Genomic DNA, 18,115 nt, shown 5'->3' on the forward strand with positions numbered 1-18,115 from the left:
CCTGACCCTTCTAATCAGGAAGGGTCAGGCTGTTTTAAATTTTAAACGATTATTGTACCGAGTATGGCAACTGTGTTTTATACCCGTTAAATTGCTGATAAGATTGTTGGATCTTCGGCTGCTCGGCTTGTTCAACAGCATACCAGCCATTTTTGAACATAAGATTGTACAAATTGCGTTGACAGTCCTGTGTTTCTTTAAAAATCGTAGATAGATCTTGGTACAATGTTTCATTACTTGCTTCGTTTAGAGCAACGGAGTATGCACCAGTCATATATTTTTCAGTTGTGAGCTGATCATTAATAAAATCACGCTCGTTCATCTGAGGAGTCTTAGGAACAGATGTTTCAGGGTTCTGAATTTTATTGGAAGGTTGATTCTGATTCATGTGGATCACTCCTTAGTTAGGCTTGTTTTGCATGTTCAAGTGATTAAGAATTCGATCATAATGTCGTTGGTGCATCTGCCCAGCTTGTTCTAAGGCTTGCTGTAGTTCTGGCGTTTGACAATTTTGTGCAAAAAAATGGGCTTTCTTGCATGCATTTAAATTCCAAGATAGCATATCTGAAATATAAAGCTGGTCCTTGGTGCTTACGATAGCAGGTACTTGAGCCATCGGTTGTGATTCCTTAAATTGGCCGAATTGATTTTGCTGCATAATCGTTCACTCTCCTTATCATCATTCATTTTAGTATGATCGATATTCAATTTAATATGAGATAAATAAATAAGTTCCTGTCGAATTTCTGTACGAAATAATACCCATTTTCATGAAAAGGTGATAAAATATCATTATGTTACCGGTTACAAATTAAATTTTTCGTAATATTCTACTCTTATGGTTTACTTAAAGATAAGCTTCTATGGTCGAACATTAGTGGCAGGGGGTTTTTGTATGGAACAACTTCTCCGTAATTTCTTTTTATTTTTATCTAAAAATCGGTTTTTCACTAAGCTAGCCAAACGTTATGGATTGCGGTTTGGAGCAGGCCGATTTGTCGCAGGTGAAACCATTCCTAACGCTGTAACTACGATTCAACAATTGAATGGAAAGAGTCTGTCTGTGACTATTGATCATCTGGGTGAATTTATCGATACAGAAAAGGAAGCAAAAGAGGCTGCAGATGGGTGTATTGCAGCCGTAAAGGCGATAGCCGACAATGGGCTGGATTCCCAGCTGTCCTTAAAACTTACCTCGATGGGGCTTGATATATCAGAAGATATCGTTATCGAAAACATGAGACGAATTCTCAAAGTTGCAGAAGAGAAGGATGTATTTATAACGATCGATATGGAAGACCATGAACGTTGTCAAAGGACGCTTGATATTTTTAAGCAGCTGCGTTCAGAGTTCGAGCATATTGGTACAGTTCTACAAGCATACTTATACCGTACGGCAGAGGATGTTGAGGACTTAAATCAATACAATCCAAATCTTCGTCTTGTAAAAGGGGCATATAAGGAATCACCTAAAGTTGCTTTTCCAGATAAGAAAGATGTTGATGAGAACTATAAGAAAATTATTAAAATGCACTTGTTAAACGGCAACTATACAGCCATAGCCACACATGACGATGCAATGATTGAATATACAAAGCAAATCGTTGAGGAAAGTAATATACCTAAAGATCAGTTTGAATTCCAAATGCTTTACGGAATTCGTGTAGAACGCCAACAGGAATTACAACAAGAAGGCTATAAAATGCGTGTCTACGTCCCTTTTGGGAACGACTGGTACGGATATTTTATGCGTCGTTTAGCTGAGCGGCCGGCCAATGTAGCCTTCGTTCTTAAAGGTGTTATCGGGAAATAGCTCATCTATAGAAAGGCATAAACACGCAATTAGGTTTGTGCTTTTCTTACAGAATTATCTACAAAAAGATTGCGAAATGTCAGAATATATTTTATAGTAAAATTAGATACTTGGAAATGCCAAGGTATTTTTTTAACCATAAAATGAATGAGTGTTCATTCAAAAAGTGAAATAGAATGGGAGGATATCACATGACTCGAAAAATCGAGCGCGCAGCTGTTTTAGGTTCAGGTGTAATGGGAGCCGGAATTGCTGCCCATCTGGCTAATATGGGGATTCCAACATTAATGTTGGATGTTGTACCTCGTGAGCTAAATGAAGCTGAAAAAAAGAAGGGGTTGTCACTAGAAGATCGTGCTGTCCGTAATCGTATTGTCTCAACTAATAAAGCAGCATTGAAGAAACAGAAGCCATCACCACTAACCAGCAAAGCAAGCTTGGACCTAATTGAAGTCGGTAATATGACGGATGATATGGAAAAACTTCAAGAGGTTGATTGGGTGATCGAGGTTGTTGTAGAAAACCTTGACATTAAGAAAAAGGTTTTTGCAGGCGTGGATCGTTATCGCAAACCAGGAAGTATTATCAGTTCAAATACATCCGGGATATCCATAGAAGCGATGGCAGCAGATTGTAGCGAAGATTTTCAAAAACATTTTCTTGGTACACATTTTTTCAACCCGCCTCGTTATTTAAAGTTACTGGAAGTTATCCCTACGAAAAACACCGACCCTGATGTATTAGCTTTTATGAAGACATTTGGTGAAGATGTCCTTGGTAAGGGAGTTGTGGAAGCAAAGGATACCCCTAACTTTATTGCTAATCGAATCGGAACGTATGGCTTACTCGTGACTGTACAAGAAATGCTTAAAGGCAAGTATAGTGTCGGTGAAGTTGATTCTGTCACAGGTCCTTTAATCGGGAGACCTAAAAGTGCAACGTTTAGGACCCTTGATGTCGTAGGACTAGATACATTTATTCATGTGGCAAACAATGTTCATGACCAGGTCGAAGGAAAAGAAAAACAAATGTTCGAAGTTCCTGATTTTATGAAATCCATGCTTGAAAAGGGCAGGCTGGGCGCAAAAAGCGGGCAAGGATTTTTCCTTAAGAAGCGAGGGGCAGAAGGAAGTGAAATTCTCCAGTTAAACACTGAAACACTTGATTATGAACCAAGACAGAAACTTAAAACGCAAGCTACAGAAATTGCTAAGCAGGAAAAAGGAGCAAAGCGAAAATTAAAAGCGATTGTATCTGCTAAAGGTGACCGTGCTGGGGACCTCATATGGTCAATCATGAAGCCTGTTCTTGTGTATTCAGCTGAATTATATGGAGAGATAGCTGACGATGTTCCTTCTATTGATGAAGCGATGCGCTGGGGTTTCGGCTGGGAAATGGGTCCTTTTGAAATATGGGATGCAATTGGAGTCAAAGAATCTGTTGAGCGGATGAAGTCCGAGGGAGAAACAATGCCTTCATGGATTGAAGAAATGGTTAGTGAAGGGCATGAACATTTTTATAAACAAAAAAATGGAAACGTTTACTATTATGACCGAGGTTCTTACGAACAAAAACATTCTAACCCGAAAAGCATAAACCTGAAACGATTAAAGGAGACGAAAGAAGTTGTCAAGAAAAATTCTGGATCAAGCTTGGTTGATCTTGGTGATGGAGTGCTTGGGTTGGAATTTCACTCCCAAAGTAACGCCATTGGGCTTGATATTATTAAGATGATTAATTATGCCATTGATGAAGTGGATCGTAACTATCAGGGGCTGGTAATCGGGAATCAAGGCAAAAACTTCTGTGTTGGCGCGAATCTTGGAATGATGCTAATGGAAGCACAGGATTTCAACTTCTTTGAAATTGAAATGGTTGTGAAGCAATTCCAGGATGCCATGATGAAGATAAAATATTCAGATAAGCCAGTTGTCTCTGCTCCATTCGGCATGACATTAGGTGGAGGTGCAGAAGTTTGCTTGCCTGCTTCGGCGATTCAGGCTTCCAGTGAAACATATATGGGGTTAGTGGAACCAGGAGTAGGCCTCATTCCTGGCGGAGGCGGAAATAAAGAACTCTATATAAAACACCTGCGCAATATTCCACAGGGATTGGATGTTGATTTACAGGAGATAGCTAACAGCGTTTTTGAAAAAATCGCAATGGCTCACGTATCAACATCGGGAGAGGAAGCGAAAGAGAATGGTTTCTTGGATCAGCAGGATGCCATCAGTACCAATGGGGATCATTTACTATACGATGCGAAACAAAAGGTACTTGGGCTAGCTAAATCCGGTTATAAGAAGCCTAAGCGAACAAAGGTACCTGTTGTAGGAGAACAGGGTTATGCAACGATGCTGCTTGGTGCGAAATCTTTAGTGCTAAGCGGATATGCCAGCGAACACGATCTTAAGATAGCTGAAAAGCTTGCTTACGTATTAGCAGGTGGACGCGTAAAAGAAGGAACCCTCGTTGATGAACAATACTTACTTGATTTAGAAAAAGAAGCATTTTTAAGTTTAATTGGTGAAGCCAAGACCCAAGCGAGGATGCAACACATGTTAGTGAAAGGTAAACCACTTCGCAATTAAAACATAAAAGGGGGAAGGACCGTGAAGGATGCAGTAATTGTAGCAGGGGCCAGAACACCTGTGGGCCGTGCAAAAAAAGGAACACTTGCCCATACGCGCCCGGATGATCTGGCCGCCTTAACGATTAGAGAAACATTAAATAGAGCAGGAAATTATGATGGACCAATCGATGATCTCATTATTGGCTGTGCCATGCCTGAAGCCGAACAAGGAATGAATATGGCACGCAATATAGCTGGGCTAGCTGGCTTGCCGCATCAAGTGCCGGCAGTTACAATCAACCGCTACTGTTCATCCGGACTACAGAGTATCGCTTATGCAGCCGAAAAGATTATGCTTGGGCATAGTGAGACAGCACTTGCAGGCGGAGCTGAGTCAATGAGCTTAATTCCCATGGGCGGCCACGTTATCAAACCCAATATTCAACTTGTCGAGCAAGCACCTGAATATTATATGTCAATGGGGCACACAGCTGAGGAAGTTGCGAATCGTTTTCATATTTCTCGTGAAGATCAGGATGCTTTTGCTGTCCAAAGTCATGAACGTGCAGCTAAAGCCTTGAAAGAAGGAAAGTTTGAGGATGAAATTGTTCCAGTTGAAGTAAGGAACAGAGTTCTAGGTGCTGACAATAAACTTGCAGAACATACGACGACTTTTTCCATGGATGAAGGGGTGCGAGAGGGAACGACAGCAGAAGTTTTAGCTAAGTTAAAACCAGCCTTCTCTGTAACGGGTTCTGTGACAGCAGGAAATTCATCACAAATGAGTGATGGGGCAGCATCTGTCCTCGTGATGGATCGTGAAAAGGCTCAAGCTGAGGGTTTGACACCATTGGTAAAGTTCCGTTCTTTCGCCGTAGCAGGAGTGGAACCCGAAATCATGGGTGTAGGTCCTATTGAGGCTGTTCCTAAGGCTCTGAAATTAGCTGGACTTGAGCTTTCTGACATTGGTTTGTTTGAACTAAATGAAGCTTTTGCTTCTCAATCTTTACGAGTGATTCGCAAGCTTGGTATAGACATAAATAAGGTCAATGTAAATGGTGGAGCGATTGCATTAGGTCATCCGCTTGGCTGTACAGGGACAAAGCTTACATTAAGTTTAATTCATGAAATGAAAAGAAGAAACGAGCAATTTGGAGTTGTCACCATGTGTATTGGCGGTGGAATGGGAGCTGCAGGAGTATTTGAGCTATTATAAGAGGGGGAACTAGGATGAGTGAAACGAAGGAAATAATCAAAGGCGGCGGTTTTCTAGTAGAGGATTTATCAGCGGATGATGTAATTACACCTGAGGATTTTACTGATGAGCATCATATGATTGCGAAGACGACAGAGGATTTCGTTTTAGGTGAAGTAGTTCCAAAGATTGAAAAGCTAGAAAATCAAGAGTTTGAACACTCTGTAGCATTGCTGAAAAAAGCTGGTGAGCTTGGCTTACTAGGTGCTGATGTGCCAGAAGAATATGGCGGCCTGCAATTAGATAAGATCAGTTCCTCTCTCATTACAGAAAAAATCTCTAGGGTTGGCGGCTTTTCTGTCACACATGGAGCTCATGTTGGAATTGGTTCACTTCCTATCGTGTTTTTCGGGAACGAAGACCAGAAACAAAAGTATTTGCCCCAATTAGCTACAGGAGAGAAATTGGCTGCCTATGCTCTTACTGAACCTGGATCAGGATCTGATGCCTTAGGTGCGAAGACAAAAGCAACGCTTAATGAAGCGGGTACACATTATGTCTTAAATGGTGAGAAACAGTGGATTACGAATTCTGCCTTTGCTGATGTGTTCGTTGTTTACGCAAAAGTTGATGGAGAAAAGTTTACCGCATTTATAGTTGAACGTGATTATAAAGGGGTTTCTACAGGACCTGAAGAGAAGAAGATGGGGATCAAGAGTTCCTCAACACGTACATTAGTGCTTGAAGATGTCGAAGTTCCTGTTGAGAATGTACTTGGTGAAATCGGAAAAGGACATGTGATCGCATTTAATATTCTTAACGTGGGTCGCTATAAGCTGGCTATAGGCGGTGTTGGCGGAGCGAAAAAAGCCATCGAAGTAGCCGTGAAATACGCTAGCGAACGAAAACAGTTTAAAACACCGATCTCAAGTTTTCCGTTAATTCAAGAAAAGCTGGCATCTGTAGCGGTGAACACCTATGCTAACGAAAGTTCCGTCTACCGTACGGTCGGGTTGTTTGAACAAAGCATGGGTAAATTAACTAAGGAAGAATTAAAAGATGGGGCCGCAGTGGCAAAGGTGATTGCAGAATATGCTATTGAATGTTCCTTAAATAAGGTGTTTGCTACTGAATTGTTGGATTTTGCTGCTGATGAAGCCGTTCAAATTCACGGCGGATATGGGTTTATGCAAGAGTACGAAGTTGAGCGCATGTATCGCGATTCACGGATTAATCGTATTTTTGAAGGGACAAATGAAATTAACCGAATGATTGTTCCAGGCACATTGCTTAAGAAAGCCATGAAAGGTGAACTGCCGCTGTTACAAAAAGCCCAGGCGCTACAAGAGGAAATCATGACAATGATGCCTGAGGAGCCAGGCGATGAAGCCCTTGAAAAAGAAAGGTATATCCTGAAAAATGCCAAGAAAATTGCCTTGTTAGCAGCTGGACTTGCCGCACAGAAATACGGTGAAAAACTAGAGAATGAACAAGAAATACTCGTGAATATCGCGGACATTACCGGCGAGATTTATAACATCGAATCTGCCATCTTACGGACAGAGAAAGCCATTCAAAAACAGGGAGAAGATAAAAACAAACAAAAGCTTCTTTACACACAAGTTTATGTACAGGAGGCCTTCAACCGAATTGAAGGCCACGCGAAAGAAACATTAATTGCTGCCGAGTCTGGTGATTCGTTACGCATGATGCTTGGTGCTTTACGTAAACTAACACGCCATACACCTACGAATGTGATTGCTAAAAAGCGTGAAATTGCTAGTTCATTAATTAAAGAACAAAAGTATGTGGTTTAAATAACGGAAAGCCCTGGCTGTGAAGTTACTCATAGTCAGGGTTTTACTTTTCTGCTGTTCTTGTGTCAAGCTGCGGCGCCCAGACACGCAAGACTAGCAGTTCGCCTTCATGAAGAAAAACCACTTCACTGCGCCGCTCCGCTTATACTTGGCCCCACACGACGTGGGGTCGTTCGGCGTTGAAACAGGACGTTTCGGTTTTAGCCGAACTTCCCCTACCCGGGCACCTGCGCTTTTGTTGAAAGGAATTACTGTCATTATGAACTATCAAATGATATTTTTAGTGTTAGTGTGGTAGAATAAGAATCAACCATGAGTGAAGGAGGATAAATAATGTCATTAACCTTCTATTGGTATCCTAATTGTGGAACATGCAAGAAAGCTAAAAAATGGTTGGACGATCAAGGGTTAAATTATGAAACAGTACATATCGTTGATCAAACACCAAGTGAAGACGAGCTTCAAGAACTTATTAATCATAGTGAAATCCCAGCCCGTAAGTTTTTTAATACAAGCGGGAAGAAGTATCGCGAACATAATATGAAAGATAAGTTAAAGAATGCATCAGAAAAAGAAATGATTCAGTATCTTGCTTCTGATGGTATGTTAATTAAACGGCCGATTGTAACAGACGGAAAGAAAGTGACCATTGGATTTAAAGAAGAGCAGTTCACTGCCACATGGGTCCAGTGAGCAGAAGGCTGGAAATAAAAGCACAAAGCTTTTATGTTTATAATTATTATTTATTATTTTTAATTTGGAGGGATAGGTATGAGTTTACCTAAAGATTTACGTTATTCTGAAGAGCATGAATGGGTGAAAGAGGAAGACAGCAAAGTTCGTATTGGAATTACCGACTTCGCACAATCTGAACTTGGGGATATTGTCTTCGTAGAACTTCCAGAAGTAGGCGACGATATTGAAGCAGATGAGCCATTCGGCAGTGTTGAATCTGTTAAGACAGTGTCAGAGTTATATGCGCCGCTAAGTGGAAAAGTGGTAGAAATTAATGAGGAGCTTGAAGACAGTCCGGAATTCGTTAACGAATCCCCATATGATAAAGCGTGGATGATCGTTGTTGAACCAAATGATTCATCTGAAATGGACGAGCTAATGTCTCCTGAACAGTATGAAGAAATGATTAACGAAGACTAGGAGAACATTTTCTTAGAAGAAGGTACAGGCAAGGTTACCTGTGGTCTTTGCCTGCATGATCATAGACTGATATTAATCATGTGCAGACCATGCTAACACAGCATGGTCTGCTTCTGTATAGTGGGTGATAGGGTTGAATGAAGAAAGAATTGTGATCGTTGAAGGGATTACTGATAAAAAGAAGCTGAACAAAGTCTTGAAAGACCCTGTTGAGATTATATGTACACACGGGACGTTAGGTGTTGAGCGAATGGAGGAGTTAATCCTCGATAACAACCTTGATCATCGTCCTGTATTTATCTTGGTTGACGAAGACGATTCTGGCTATAAACTTCGAAAGCAGCTAACAGAGGAACTCCCTCATGCGCTCCATATTTATATTGATAAAGCTTTTAGAGAAGTTGCAGCCACACCAGAGCCCGAATTGGCTCGTGCTCTGCTTAGCCGGCATTTTAACGTTAAGCCGATTTACTTAATTTAGGAGGGGCAACTTGCTTTCTTTAGAACGATTAAATGTAGCTAAACAACTCTGCGAGCAAAAGCAAGCACTTACATTTATTCACAGCCCTTTTTGTGGAACCTGTCACGTTGCCAGGAAAATGTTAGACACAATTGAAGACTTGTACCAGACAGAGCTTTTTTATGAATTAAACGCCTCTTTGAATCCAGACCTGATGCAGGACTATAAGATCGAAAGTGTTCCTTGTCTGCTAATAATGAAGAGCGGGTATGTGATAGAAAAAGTGTATGCCTTTCACTCTGTGCCAAATATGCTTGACAAAGTATCAGAATATGTAGAAAGATAGCCTTATTTCCCGGGAAATGAAGAACGATTCTATGCAATCAGGGAAGGTTTCTGCCCCCTTTACCTCGAAAACTTTAAATAAAGTTACTAAGGGGGGCTTGTTTTGGTTGAAATGATAGAGGAATGGATCAAACGGGTGAATAACAGAAAAGACTTACTCCCAAAATGGAAGAAGAGACAAGTGTTTTTAAAGATTCAAGATCATCGGTCTGAGTTTATTAATGTATCTATTACAAGAGAGGGGATGAAACTTGTGCATGAAAACACCGTCAGTAGCGCACTTACGATTTCGTCCTCTAATAAAGTTTTCCAACAGCTTTTTGGTGGTAATTTGAAATTAACTTCACTACCACGTTCCATCGTTAGACTTGAAGGCGAATATAGGGATATCCTTTTAGTTGAATCACTACTGGTGCTTTCTCATTAAATTAAAGTACCAATCGCCTCTACAATAGTTAATAAAGATGCTTTATCACCAAACTGATGTGTGATGTAACCATCTTTATTAATTATGATCGTGGTTGGTACTCCTGCACAATTGTACGCATCGTACACTTTACGATGATTGTCTACTAGGGTTGGCTGGGCGAGGAACTTTTCAGCGAAAATTTCACCATCTTCAATATTTCTCTCACGTCCCTGTACATTAATTGTTACCATTTGTACTTTTTCATGATTTATTGATTGAAAGAGCTGTTCTTTTCTTGGTAAATCGACCCCACAGTCTGGACACCAAGAGACCCAAAATGTTAATACGATTACTTTGCCAAGGTCATTACTTAATTGGTACGTTTCATTAGAATCTATATATGGTAACTGAAAGTCTATAGCTTTTTTCAATTTTTGTTCACCTCTCATTTTAATTGACTTAAATGCATGACCATGCTAACATATTTTTTAAGCGAATAGCGACATCTATACTTATCCAGAGTGGCTAAGGGACTGGCCCTATGATGCCCGGCAACCGGTTTGAATGAACACGGTGCTAACTCCAGCAAAGCATCTCGCTTTGAAAGATGAGAAGAGAATCAATGAGGACATCTCTTCTTATGACGAAGAGATTTTTTTGTGTTTTTTTGTTGACAGTGGATATACAGGGTGCTAGAATCCTGTTTGTGATGCTTAGTCAACCTAAAGCAGTAATGCATTAAAATATATATCTCTTATCCAGAGAGGTGGAGGGACTGGCCCGTTGATGCCCGGCAACCGTCAAGTTTTTGTTAACTTGAAAAGGTGCCAATTCCTGCAAAGTTAACAACTTTGGCAGATAAGAGAACAGACCACCAGGACGTGTAAACGCCTTTCTGTTCTCTTGCAGAAAGGCGTTTTTTGTATAGAGGAGGAACAATTTTGATTTCGATAAAGGATTTGTCTAAGGTCTTTCATACGAAAGATCAAGACGTTCGTGCAGTAGATAAAATGGATCTTTCCATTGAAAAAGGGGAGATTTTTGGGGTCATTGGGTATAGTGGCGCAGGTAAAAGTACGTTTATCAGGCTTTTGAATCGTCTTGAAGAGCCGAGCGATGGAAATGTCACTATTGATAATCAAGATGTGACGAAATTGAACAAGAATAAGCTTCGTTTAGCTAGGCAAGAGATGGGCATGATTTTTCAACACTTTAACCTACTATGGTCAAGAACGGTTTTCGATAACATTGCCTTTCCATTAGAAATAGCAGGAATGAAAAAAGAGGACCGTAAAAATCGGGTCAACGAATTGATTGATCTTGTCGGGTTATCTGGAAGAGGAGGCTCTTATCCATCCCAGCTAAGTGGTGGCCAAAAGCAACGTGTAGGGATTGCTCGTGCTTTAGCTAACAATCCGAAAGTGCTGCTGTGTGATGAGGCTACTTCAGCTCTAGATCCGGAAACAACGGATTCTATTTTAGATTTGCTAGTGGATATTAATAATAAATTAGGGCTAACAATTGTACTGATCACTCATGAAATGCACGTAATTCGCAAAATATGTCATCGTGTTGCTGTAATGGAACAAGGGCAAGTCGTCGAGTCGGGCGATGTATTAGACGTATTTTTATATCCGAAACAGCAAGTAACTAAACGTTTTGTTGATCAAGTAATGGGGGACCCTGATCGAAAACACTCACTCGAGCTTATTAATGAAACCTATAAAACAGGTGAGATTATTAAACTTCATTTTGTTGGTGAAAGCACCAATCAGGCGCTGATTAGTGAATTGTCTAGAAAATTTGATGTGGATATTAATATCCTCCATGGAAAAATAACCCAGACGCAAAAAGGAGCATATGGAACGCTGTTTGTCCAATTCAATGGAGACAAAGGAGAAATTGATCGGGCCATTGCTTATATTAAAACCACCTCAGTTCAACTGGAGGTGAGTCCGAATGTTTAATAACCTGTTTCCTAACGTGAAGATAGAGGATATGATCACGGCAACGAATGAAACGTTGTACATGACGATTATTTCTGTTGCGGGAACTTTTATTCTCGGGCTAATTCTTGGTTTACTTTTATACTTGTCAGGTCCCGGGGGCATTTGGAAAAATAAAGCCCTAAATTGGGTCACTGCAGCAGTAGTAAACGTTTTTAGGGCTATTCCGTTTATTATCTTAATCCTGCTATTATTTCCTTTTACTGACTTTCTTATGGGAACGATTCGCGGTCCAAAAGCGGCATTGCCTGCGCTGATTATAGGTGGTGCACCATTCTACGCGAGACTGGTGGAGATTGCATTGAAAGAAGTGGATAAAGGTGTACTTGAGGCTGCTAAATCGATGGGGGCTAAGTATTCCACGATTATCTTTAAAGTTCTGCTTCCAGAGTCGATGCCAGCACTTGTTTCAGGTATTACAGTTACAGCCATAGCTTTAATTGGTTATACAGCAGTGGCTGGCGTGATCGGAGCCGGTGGACTAGGCGACTTTGCTTATTTCTACGGTTTTCAGCGTAGTGACTTTGATGTGGTGTTATTCTGTACAATATTAATTGTAATCATTGTATTCATTTTCCAATTCATCGGCGATTTTATATCCCGTAAGTTGGATAAAAGATAGTTTTTAATTAGAAAAGGGGATGGAAAAGTTGAAAAAATTATGGACTAGTATTTTGGCGGTATTATTTATTTTAGTTCTAGCAGCATGTGGTTCTTCTGAAGAGGAGAATTCATCTGGTGACAACAGCGAGGGTGGAGAAGGGCAAACAGAAATTACTGTAGGGGCCACAAGTGTGCCGCACTCTGAAATTCTGGAGCAGGCAAAGCCGATCCTTGAAGAAAAAGGAATCACTCTAAAGATTGAAGAATATCAAGACTATATTTTACCGAACAAGGATTTAGCAGCAGGGGTTCTTGATGCTAACTACTTCCAGCATATCCCTTACTTGAATGCCCAGGAAGAGCAACATGGATATGATTTTGCAAACCTTGGTGGCATTCATATTGAGCCTATGGGTATCTATTCCAAGAATATTTCTAGTTTAGATGAGATTCAAGAAGGAACAACGGTCATTATGAGTCGGTCTGTTGCCGATCACGGTCGTATTCTTTCCTTACTTGAAAAAGAGGGATTAATCAAGTTGGACGAAAGTGTCGATAAAGTAGAGGCGACTGTTGATGATATTGTAGAAAACCCTAAAAATTTGAAATTCGATACAGGAATAGATGCAGCTTTTCTTCCGGAAACGTATAAGCGTTCAGAAGATGCACTTGTAGCTATTAACACGAATTACGCTATTCAGGCGGGGTTAAACCCGACTGAGGATGCTCTTATATTGGAGGACTCTGAGTCTCCATATGTAAATGTAATTGCAGCAAAGAGTGAAGATAAAGATTCTAAAGCATTAAATACTCTAGTAGAAGTGCTCCATTCTGAAGAAATTCAGACCTTTATTATGGAAGAATATGAAGGTGCAGTTGTTCCTGTAGACGGTTCTGCAGAATAATGTAAGGAATAAAATGCGTGACCCCGTTTATACTATTCGGAGTCACGCATTTCATTTAGGGAGGCATTATTCATGGAACAAGAAGTAAATTGGACAACAGCTTTTTTACAAGAGTATAAGCATGGAATAGGAATCTTTGCCGATAAAATGCCGGAAGTTGCTCATCATTTTAATGAGTTTTCGGAAAGCTGCTTTAAAGAAGGAGAACTTTCTAAAAAGCAAAAACAGTTAATGGCTTTAGGGATAAGCATTGTTGCACAAGATGAATATTGCATGGTTTACCATACGAAGGGCTGTGTAGATCAGGGAGCAAGTGAACAGGAAGTTATGGAAGCATGTGGTGTAGCCGCAGCGTTTGGGGGCGGTGCTGCACTGAGTCAGGCAGTAACACTTGTACAAGATGCTTACACAGATTTATCAAAAACCAAACACTAGGAAATAGGTTGAAAATTGGAGAAAATCCAATGTATGATAAATATATAGTTGTATGAACTTGTATTTTTATTCAAAATCAGGATACAAACCAATTTTTAAGTTTATACCGACTTTGGCGAGGGTAGAGTACTGTGGTATGCTAAATTGTGTAAAAAATCTGAAAGGGTTGATTTATTATTAGTGACTATCTGAGTTTGAATTACACTGCTGAAATGGAAAAAGCGATGCATCAAGCACACAACATAAGCTACGCAGAGTACAGCAGCAGGTTGGATGAAAGATTAAAAGTCGAGGAAAAGCGCCAACGAGAATTCGAACAAAGTCAGAAAATGGTCGCACAAGTAGATCGTCAACTTCATAAATAGACGAGTGAAGAATCAGGTGGTTTAAGTCCACCTGATTTTTTTGTTATGTATCTTTATGTTAATATAATAAGGAAAGAATTAGAATGAAATGCGTGATAAGGTCTATCCTTATCCAAATGTTGAAGTGTTCCCGAATCAGTGGAAATGAGTTGATATCAGATTCTAAATGATATAAGATTGTAATGAGAATAAATTGAGAATGGTTTTTGATCCACAACAACCAACACATTCAATAATAATAGATTTACTGGAGGTATTATTTATGGCAGGATCAACGCTTGAAATCAAAGATCTTCACGTAGAAATTGAAGGTCAGCAAATCTTAAAAGGTGTAAATCTGACAATTACAGGTGGAGAGTTCCACGCTGTTATGGGGCCTAACGGAACGGGTAAATCGACACTTGCCTCTGCTGTTATGGGACACCCGAAATATGAAGTGACTCAAGGTGAAATTCTCCTTGATGGAGAAAACGTTCTTGAAATGGAAGTGGACGAGCGTGCTCAAGCAGGCTTATTCTTGGCTATGCAATACCCAAGTGAAATCAGCGGTGTAACGAACTCCGACTTCCTTCGTACAGCGATTAATGCTCAGCGTGAAGAAGGCGATGAAATTTCTTTAATGAAATTCATTAAGGAAATGGATGGCACGATGGATACCCTTGATATGGATAAGAATATGGCCCAGCGTTACCTTAATGAGGGATTCTCTGGCGGTGAGAAAAAACGTAATGAAATTCTTCAGCTGATGATGGTTAAGCCAGCCATTGCTATTTTGGATGAAATTGATTCTGGTTTAGATATTGACGCATTAAAGGTGGTAGCAAAAGGGATCAACCAGATGCGTAATGATACATTCGGATGCTTGATGATTACACACTATCAACGTCTTCTTAATTATATTACACCAGACAAAGTACACGTGATGATGCAAGGGCGTGTTGTTAAATCGGGTGGACCTGAATTAGCACAACGTCTTGAAGAAGAAGGTTACGATTGGATCAAGCAAGAGCTTGGCATCGAAGACGAAACAATCGGTCAACAAGCGTAATAGATAGGAGGGATCATTATGACTGTAGAAGTCTCACTACCATACGACAAAGAATATGTAACACAATTCTCTCAAGGCTTAAACGAACCAGAGTGGATGAAAAATCTTCGTCTGCGTGCATTGGATAAATCGGAATCTTTACAGATGCCAAAGCCTGATAAAACAAATGTGAGTAAATGGAACTTTTCTGATTTCAAACATGATGTAAATGGAGATAAGATTCAATCACTTGGAGATCTCCCTAGAGAGATTCAAAATTTCTTGGATCAAGATAAAGAACAACAAAACCTAGTAATTCAGCGTAATCATACTGTCGCTTATGGAAGCTTGGATCCAAAGTTAAAAGAACTTGGCGTGATTTTTACAGATATGAGTACAGCTCTACGTGAGCATGCTGATTTGGTTCAACAATACTATATGACAGAAGCTGTTCATGTTGATGAGCACCGCTTGACAGCATTGCACGCTGCTCTTATGAATGGTGGAGTTTTCTTATATGTCCCTAAGAATGTGGAGATTGAAGAACCTTTACAGGCTATTTTCTGGCAGGAAGACCCAGAAGCTTCACTAATAAACCATGTCTTAGTCGTGGCAGAAGAGAATAGTTCAGTAACGTATGTTGAGAACTATATTTCTCATAATAAAGAAGAAAAAACATCTGCTAATAATATCACAGAAGTTTTTGCTAAAGCTGGTTCTAAAATTGACTTTGGAGCGGTTGATAACTTTGATGTGGGTACAACCGTTTATACAAATCGACGCGGGGTTGCTGATCGTGATGCAACGATCGAGTGGGCACTCGGGCAGATGAATGAAGGCGATACAATTTCAGAGAATATCACGCATTTAGTTGGTGATAACTCTGTTTCTAATGCCAAGACAGTCGCGATCGGTCGTGGAGAACAAAAGCAGAACTTCACAGCAAACATTACGCACTTTGGAAAAGGATCAGAAGGATATATTCTTCAACATGGTGTTATGAAAGATAAGTCTTCAGGCATCTTTAATGGAATCGGGAAAATTGAGCATGGTGCCACTAAGTCAAATGCGGAGCAGGAATCACGTGTTCTTATGTTAAGTAAGGATGCACGTGGGGATGCAAACCCTATTTTGCTTATCGACGAAGATGATGTAACGGCAGGTCACGCAGCTTCTGTCGGTCGTGTAGATCCAATTCAGCTTTATTACTTGATGAGCCGCGGGATATCTAAGGTAGAGGCTGAGCGTTTAGTTATTCACGGCTTCCTGGCACCTGTTGTAAATCAGCTCCCTGTAAAAGCTGTAAAAGAGCAGTTAACGAAAGTGATTGAAAGGAAAGTTTATTAATGGATATCAAAGCGGTTCGTGATGCTTTCCCGATTCTGCATCAGGAAGTGAATGGACACCCGCTTGTATATTTAGACTCTTCCGCTACATCTCAAAAGCCTACAAAGGTAATTGAGAAACTGGATGAGTATTATCGCGGCTACAATTCCAATGTACACCGTGGTGTGCATACACTTGGGACACGGGCAACAGATGAGTATGAAGGTGCTCGTGAAAAGGTTCGTAGATTTATTCATGCAGCAAGTACGCAAGAGATCATTTTCACTAGAGGAACAACAACAGCGATTAATACAGTCGCTGTAAGCTATGGGCATGCAAACCTGGGTGAAGGTGATGAGATTGTAATCACACCGATGGAACACCATAGTAATATTATTCCTTGGCAGCAATTGGCTAAAGCAACTGGAGCAACTTTGAAGTATATGCCTTTACAGGATGATGGAACCGTTTCTTTAAACGATGTTGAGAAGACGGTCACTGAAAATACGAAAATTGTAGCCATTGCTCATGTGTCAAACGTTCTTGGAACAATTAACCCTATTAAGGAAATTGCTGCTGTAGCCCACCGTAATGGGGCTGTCATGCTAGTTGATGGAGCTCAAGGTGCTCCACATTTGAATGTGGATGTACAGGATCTTGACTGTGACTTTTATGCTTTTTCAGGTCACAAAATGTGTGGTCCTACAGGAATCGGTGTTCTGTACGGGAAGCGGTCCCTACTAAATGAGATGGAGCCTGTCGAGTTTGGTGGAGAGATGATCGACTTTGTTAATCTTTATGATTCAACGTGGAAGGAGCTCCCTTGGAAATTTGAAGGGGGTACGCCAATTATTGCAGGTGCTGTAGGTCTTGGTGCTGCAATTGATTTCCTTAATGAAGTTGGATTAGATGAAATAGCCGAGCATGAGCATAAGCTTGTTGAGTATGCACAGCAGCAAATGAACACAATCGAAGGGTTAACGATCTATGGTCCTGATAAACGAGCAGGCTTAGTGACTTTCAACCTGGCAGATGTACATCCGCATGATTTGGCAACAGTACTTGATGCGGAGGGGATAGCTGTTCGTGCTGGTCACCATTGTGCTCAGCCATTAATGAAGTGGCTAGACGTTTCTGCTACAGCCCGAGCCAGCTTCTATCTTTACAACACAGAAGAAGATATCGATCGACTCGTTCAGGGATTACAAACAACAAAGGAGTATTTTGGCGATGTCTTTTAATAACCTAGATACACTCTACCGCCAAGTTATAATGGATCATTACAAAAATCCTCGTAATCGTGGTACAGTAGAGGGAGATCACCTTACTGTTGATATGAATAACCCAACGTGTGGTGATCGAATACAACTTCAGTTGCAAGTAAACGAAGGCGTAGTTGAAGATGCTAAATTTGATGGGGAAGGCTGTTCAATCAGCATGTCCTCAGCATCGATGATGACACAGGCCATTAAAGGTCAGAAAATTGAAGATGCAGTGAAGATGTCACACATGTTTTCTGAGTTAATGCTTGGAAATGAAGTTGAGGATGAAAACATCGACCTTGGAGACATTGAAGCTCTACAAGGTGTAGCTAAGTTTCCAGCACGTATTAAATGTGCTACGCTTGCATGGAAGGCAATGGAAAAAGGTGTGGACGACGAACAAGAAGCTTAATTGTTTTT

21 protein-coding genes and 2 riboswitches are annotated in these 18,115 nt (G+C 40.5%); of the genes, 18 read left to right on the top strand and 3 right to left on the bottom strand.

The genetic code is table 11. The annotated features are described in order from the left end of the window. Positions 1–49: 49 nt before the first annotated feature. On the bottom strand, positions 50–388 hold the full coding sequence (locus MUO15_RS19870) for a spore coat protein (protein ID WP_245032097.1): 339 nt from the start codon (positions 386–388) through the stop codon (positions 50–52). Between the two features lie 12 nt (positions 389–400). Continuing rightward, entirely contained in the window at positions 401–658 is a 258-nt protein-coding gene (locus MUO15_RS19875) for a hypothetical protein (RefSeq protein WP_244753927.1), read from the bottom strand. 237 nt (positions 659–895) lie between these two features. Here MUO15_RS19875 and MUO15_RS19880 point away from each other — a divergent pair, with 237 nt between their 5' ends. From MUO15_RS19880 to MUO15_RS19920, 9 genes are all read left to right on the top strand, one after another. After that, positions 896–1,813, top strand: a complete 918-nt coding sequence (locus tag MUO15_RS19880; protein WP_245032099.1) for a proline dehydrogenase family protein — start codon at positions 896–898, stop codon at positions 1,811–1,813. Positions 1,814–2,004: 191 nt separating this feature from the next. Further along, complete coding sequence (locus MUO15_RS19885; protein WP_245032101.1) at positions 2,005–4,404, top strand: 3-hydroxyacyl-CoA dehydrogenase/enoyl-CoA hydratase family protein; 2,400 nt, start codon at positions 2,005–2,007, stop codon at positions 4,402–4,404. A gap of 21 nt (positions 4,405–4,425) precedes the next feature. After that, a complete protein-coding gene (locus MUO15_RS19890; RefSeq protein WP_245032103.1) occupies positions 4,426–5,601 on the top strand; it encodes an acetyl-CoA C-acetyltransferase in 1,176 nt (391 codons plus the stop codon). 14 nt (positions 5,602–5,615) lie between these two features. Next, positions 5,616–7,397, top strand: coding sequence for an acyl-CoA dehydrogenase family protein (locus MUO15_RS19895; protein ID WP_245032105.1), 1,782 nt, complete (start codon positions 5,616–5,618; stop codon positions 7,395–7,397). A gap of 333 nt (positions 7,398–7,730) precedes the next feature. Further along, positions 7,731–8,090: an arsenate reductase family protein gene (locus tag MUO15_RS19900; protein ID WP_245032107.1), complete on the top strand. Its 360-nt coding sequence runs from the start codon at positions 7,731–7,733 to the stop codon at positions 8,088–8,090. Positions 8,091–8,168: 78 nt separating this feature from the next. Further along, positions 8,169–8,552 (top strand): glycine cleavage system protein GcvH, encoded by a 384-nt coding sequence (gene gcvH, locus MUO15_RS19905; protein WP_245032109.1) that lies wholly within the window; start codon positions 8,169–8,171, stop codon positions 8,550–8,552. Between the two features lie 133 nt (positions 8,553–8,685). Then, positions 8,686–9,033 carry a toprim domain-containing protein gene (locus MUO15_RS19910; RefSeq protein ID WP_245032111.1) on the top strand — a complete coding sequence of 116 codons (348 nt, stop codon included), beginning with the start codon at positions 8,686–8,688 and terminating at the stop codon, positions 9,031–9,033. A 10-nt stretch (positions 9,034–9,043) separates the two neighbouring features. Then, positions 9,044–9,358, top strand: coding sequence for a thioredoxin family protein (locus tag MUO15_RS19915; protein ID WP_245032113.1), 315 nt, complete (start codon positions 9,044–9,046; stop codon positions 9,356–9,358). Positions 9,359–9,460: 102 nt separating this feature from the next. Further along, positions 9,461–9,784: a hypothetical protein gene (locus tag MUO15_RS19920; RefSeq protein ID WP_245032115.1), complete on the top strand. Its 324-nt coding sequence runs from the start codon at positions 9,461–9,463 to the stop codon at positions 9,782–9,784. On the opposite strand, the gene MUO15_RS19925 is transcribed toward MUO15_RS19920, so the two are convergent. Next, positions 9,781–10,197, bottom strand: a complete 417-nt coding sequence (locus MUO15_RS19925; RefSeq protein WP_245032117.1) for a TlpA family protein disulfide reductase — start codon at positions 10,195–10,197, stop codon at positions 9,781–9,783. The genes MUO15_RS19920 and MUO15_RS19925 overlap by 4 nt on opposite strands. Positions 10,198–10,275: 78 nt before the next feature. Continuing rightward, positions 10,276–10,380: riboswitch (SAM riboswitch) on the top strand. Positions 10,381–10,517: 137 nt separating this feature from the next. Next, positions 10,518–10,631, top strand: a riboswitch (SAM riboswitch). Positions 10,632–10,707: 76 nt separating this feature from the next. Here MUO15_RS19925 and MUO15_RS19930 point away from each other — a divergent pair. The 9 genes from MUO15_RS19930 to sufU all read left to right on the top strand — a co-directional run bounded on the left by MUO15_RS19930 (position 10,708) and on the right by sufU (position 18,107). Beyond that, positions 10,708–11,733, top strand: coding sequence for a methionine ABC transporter ATP-binding protein (locus tag MUO15_RS19930; RefSeq protein ID WP_245032119.1), 1,026 nt, complete (start codon positions 10,708–10,710; stop codon positions 11,731–11,733). Beyond that, positions 11,726–12,394: a methionine ABC transporter permease gene (locus MUO15_RS19935; protein WP_245032121.1), complete on the top strand. Its 669-nt coding sequence runs from the start codon at positions 11,726–11,728 to the stop codon at positions 12,392–12,394. The genes MUO15_RS19930 and MUO15_RS19935 overlap by 8 nt, the downstream gene beginning before the upstream one ends. A gap of 28 nt (positions 12,395–12,422) precedes the next feature. Then, positions 12,423–13,280: a MetQ/NlpA family ABC transporter substrate-binding protein gene (locus tag MUO15_RS19940; RefSeq protein ID WP_245032123.1), complete on the top strand. Its 858-nt coding sequence runs from the start codon at positions 12,423–12,425 to the stop codon at positions 13,278–13,280. Between the two features lie 72 nt (positions 13,281–13,352). Continuing rightward, positions 13,353–13,715: a carboxymuconolactone decarboxylase family protein gene (locus MUO15_RS19945; RefSeq protein WP_245032125.1), complete on the top strand. Its 363-nt coding sequence runs from the start codon at positions 13,353–13,355 to the stop codon at positions 13,713–13,715. 194 nt (positions 13,716–13,909) lie between these two features. Beyond that, on the top strand, positions 13,910–14,080 hold the full coding sequence (locus MUO15_RS19950; RefSeq protein WP_245036122.1) for a YuzK family famiily protein: 171 nt from the start codon (positions 13,910–13,912) through the stop codon (positions 14,078–14,080). Between the two features lie 262 nt (positions 14,081–14,342). Then, the gene (gene sufC / locus MUO15_RS19955) at positions 14,343–15,128 is read left to right on the top strand and encodes a Fe-S cluster assembly ATPase SufC (protein ID WP_245032127.1); all 786 of its coding nucleotides are present in this window, start codon (positions 14,343–14,345) and stop codon (positions 15,126–15,128) included. An 18-nt stretch (positions 15,129–15,146) separates the two neighbouring features. Continuing rightward, positions 15,147–16,454, top strand: a complete 1,308-nt coding sequence (gene sufD, locus MUO15_RS19960) for a Fe-S cluster assembly protein SufD (protein ID WP_245032129.1) — start codon at positions 15,147–15,149, stop codon at positions 16,452–16,454. Continuing rightward, the gene (locus tag MUO15_RS19965; RefSeq protein WP_245032131.1) at positions 16,454–17,674 is read left to right on the top strand and encodes a cysteine desulfurase; all 1,221 of its coding nucleotides are present in this window, start codon (positions 16,454–16,456) and stop codon (positions 17,672–17,674) included. The genes sufD and MUO15_RS19965 overlap by 1 nt, the downstream gene beginning before the upstream one ends. Next, positions 17,664–18,107: a Fe-S cluster assembly sulfur transfer protein SufU gene (gene sufU, locus MUO15_RS19970; RefSeq protein WP_245032133.1), complete on the top strand. Its 444-nt coding sequence runs from the start codon at positions 17,664–17,666 to the stop codon at positions 18,105–18,107. Before MUO15_RS19965 ends, sufU begins: the two co-directional genes overlap by 11 nt. Positions 18,108–18,115 lie beyond the last annotated feature (8 nt).

Source organism: Halobacillus amylolyticus (assembly GCF_022921115.1).
GTDB classification, from domain to species: domain Bacteria; phylum Bacillota; class Bacilli; order Bacillales; family Halobacillaceae; genus Halobacillus_A; species Halobacillus_A amylolyticus.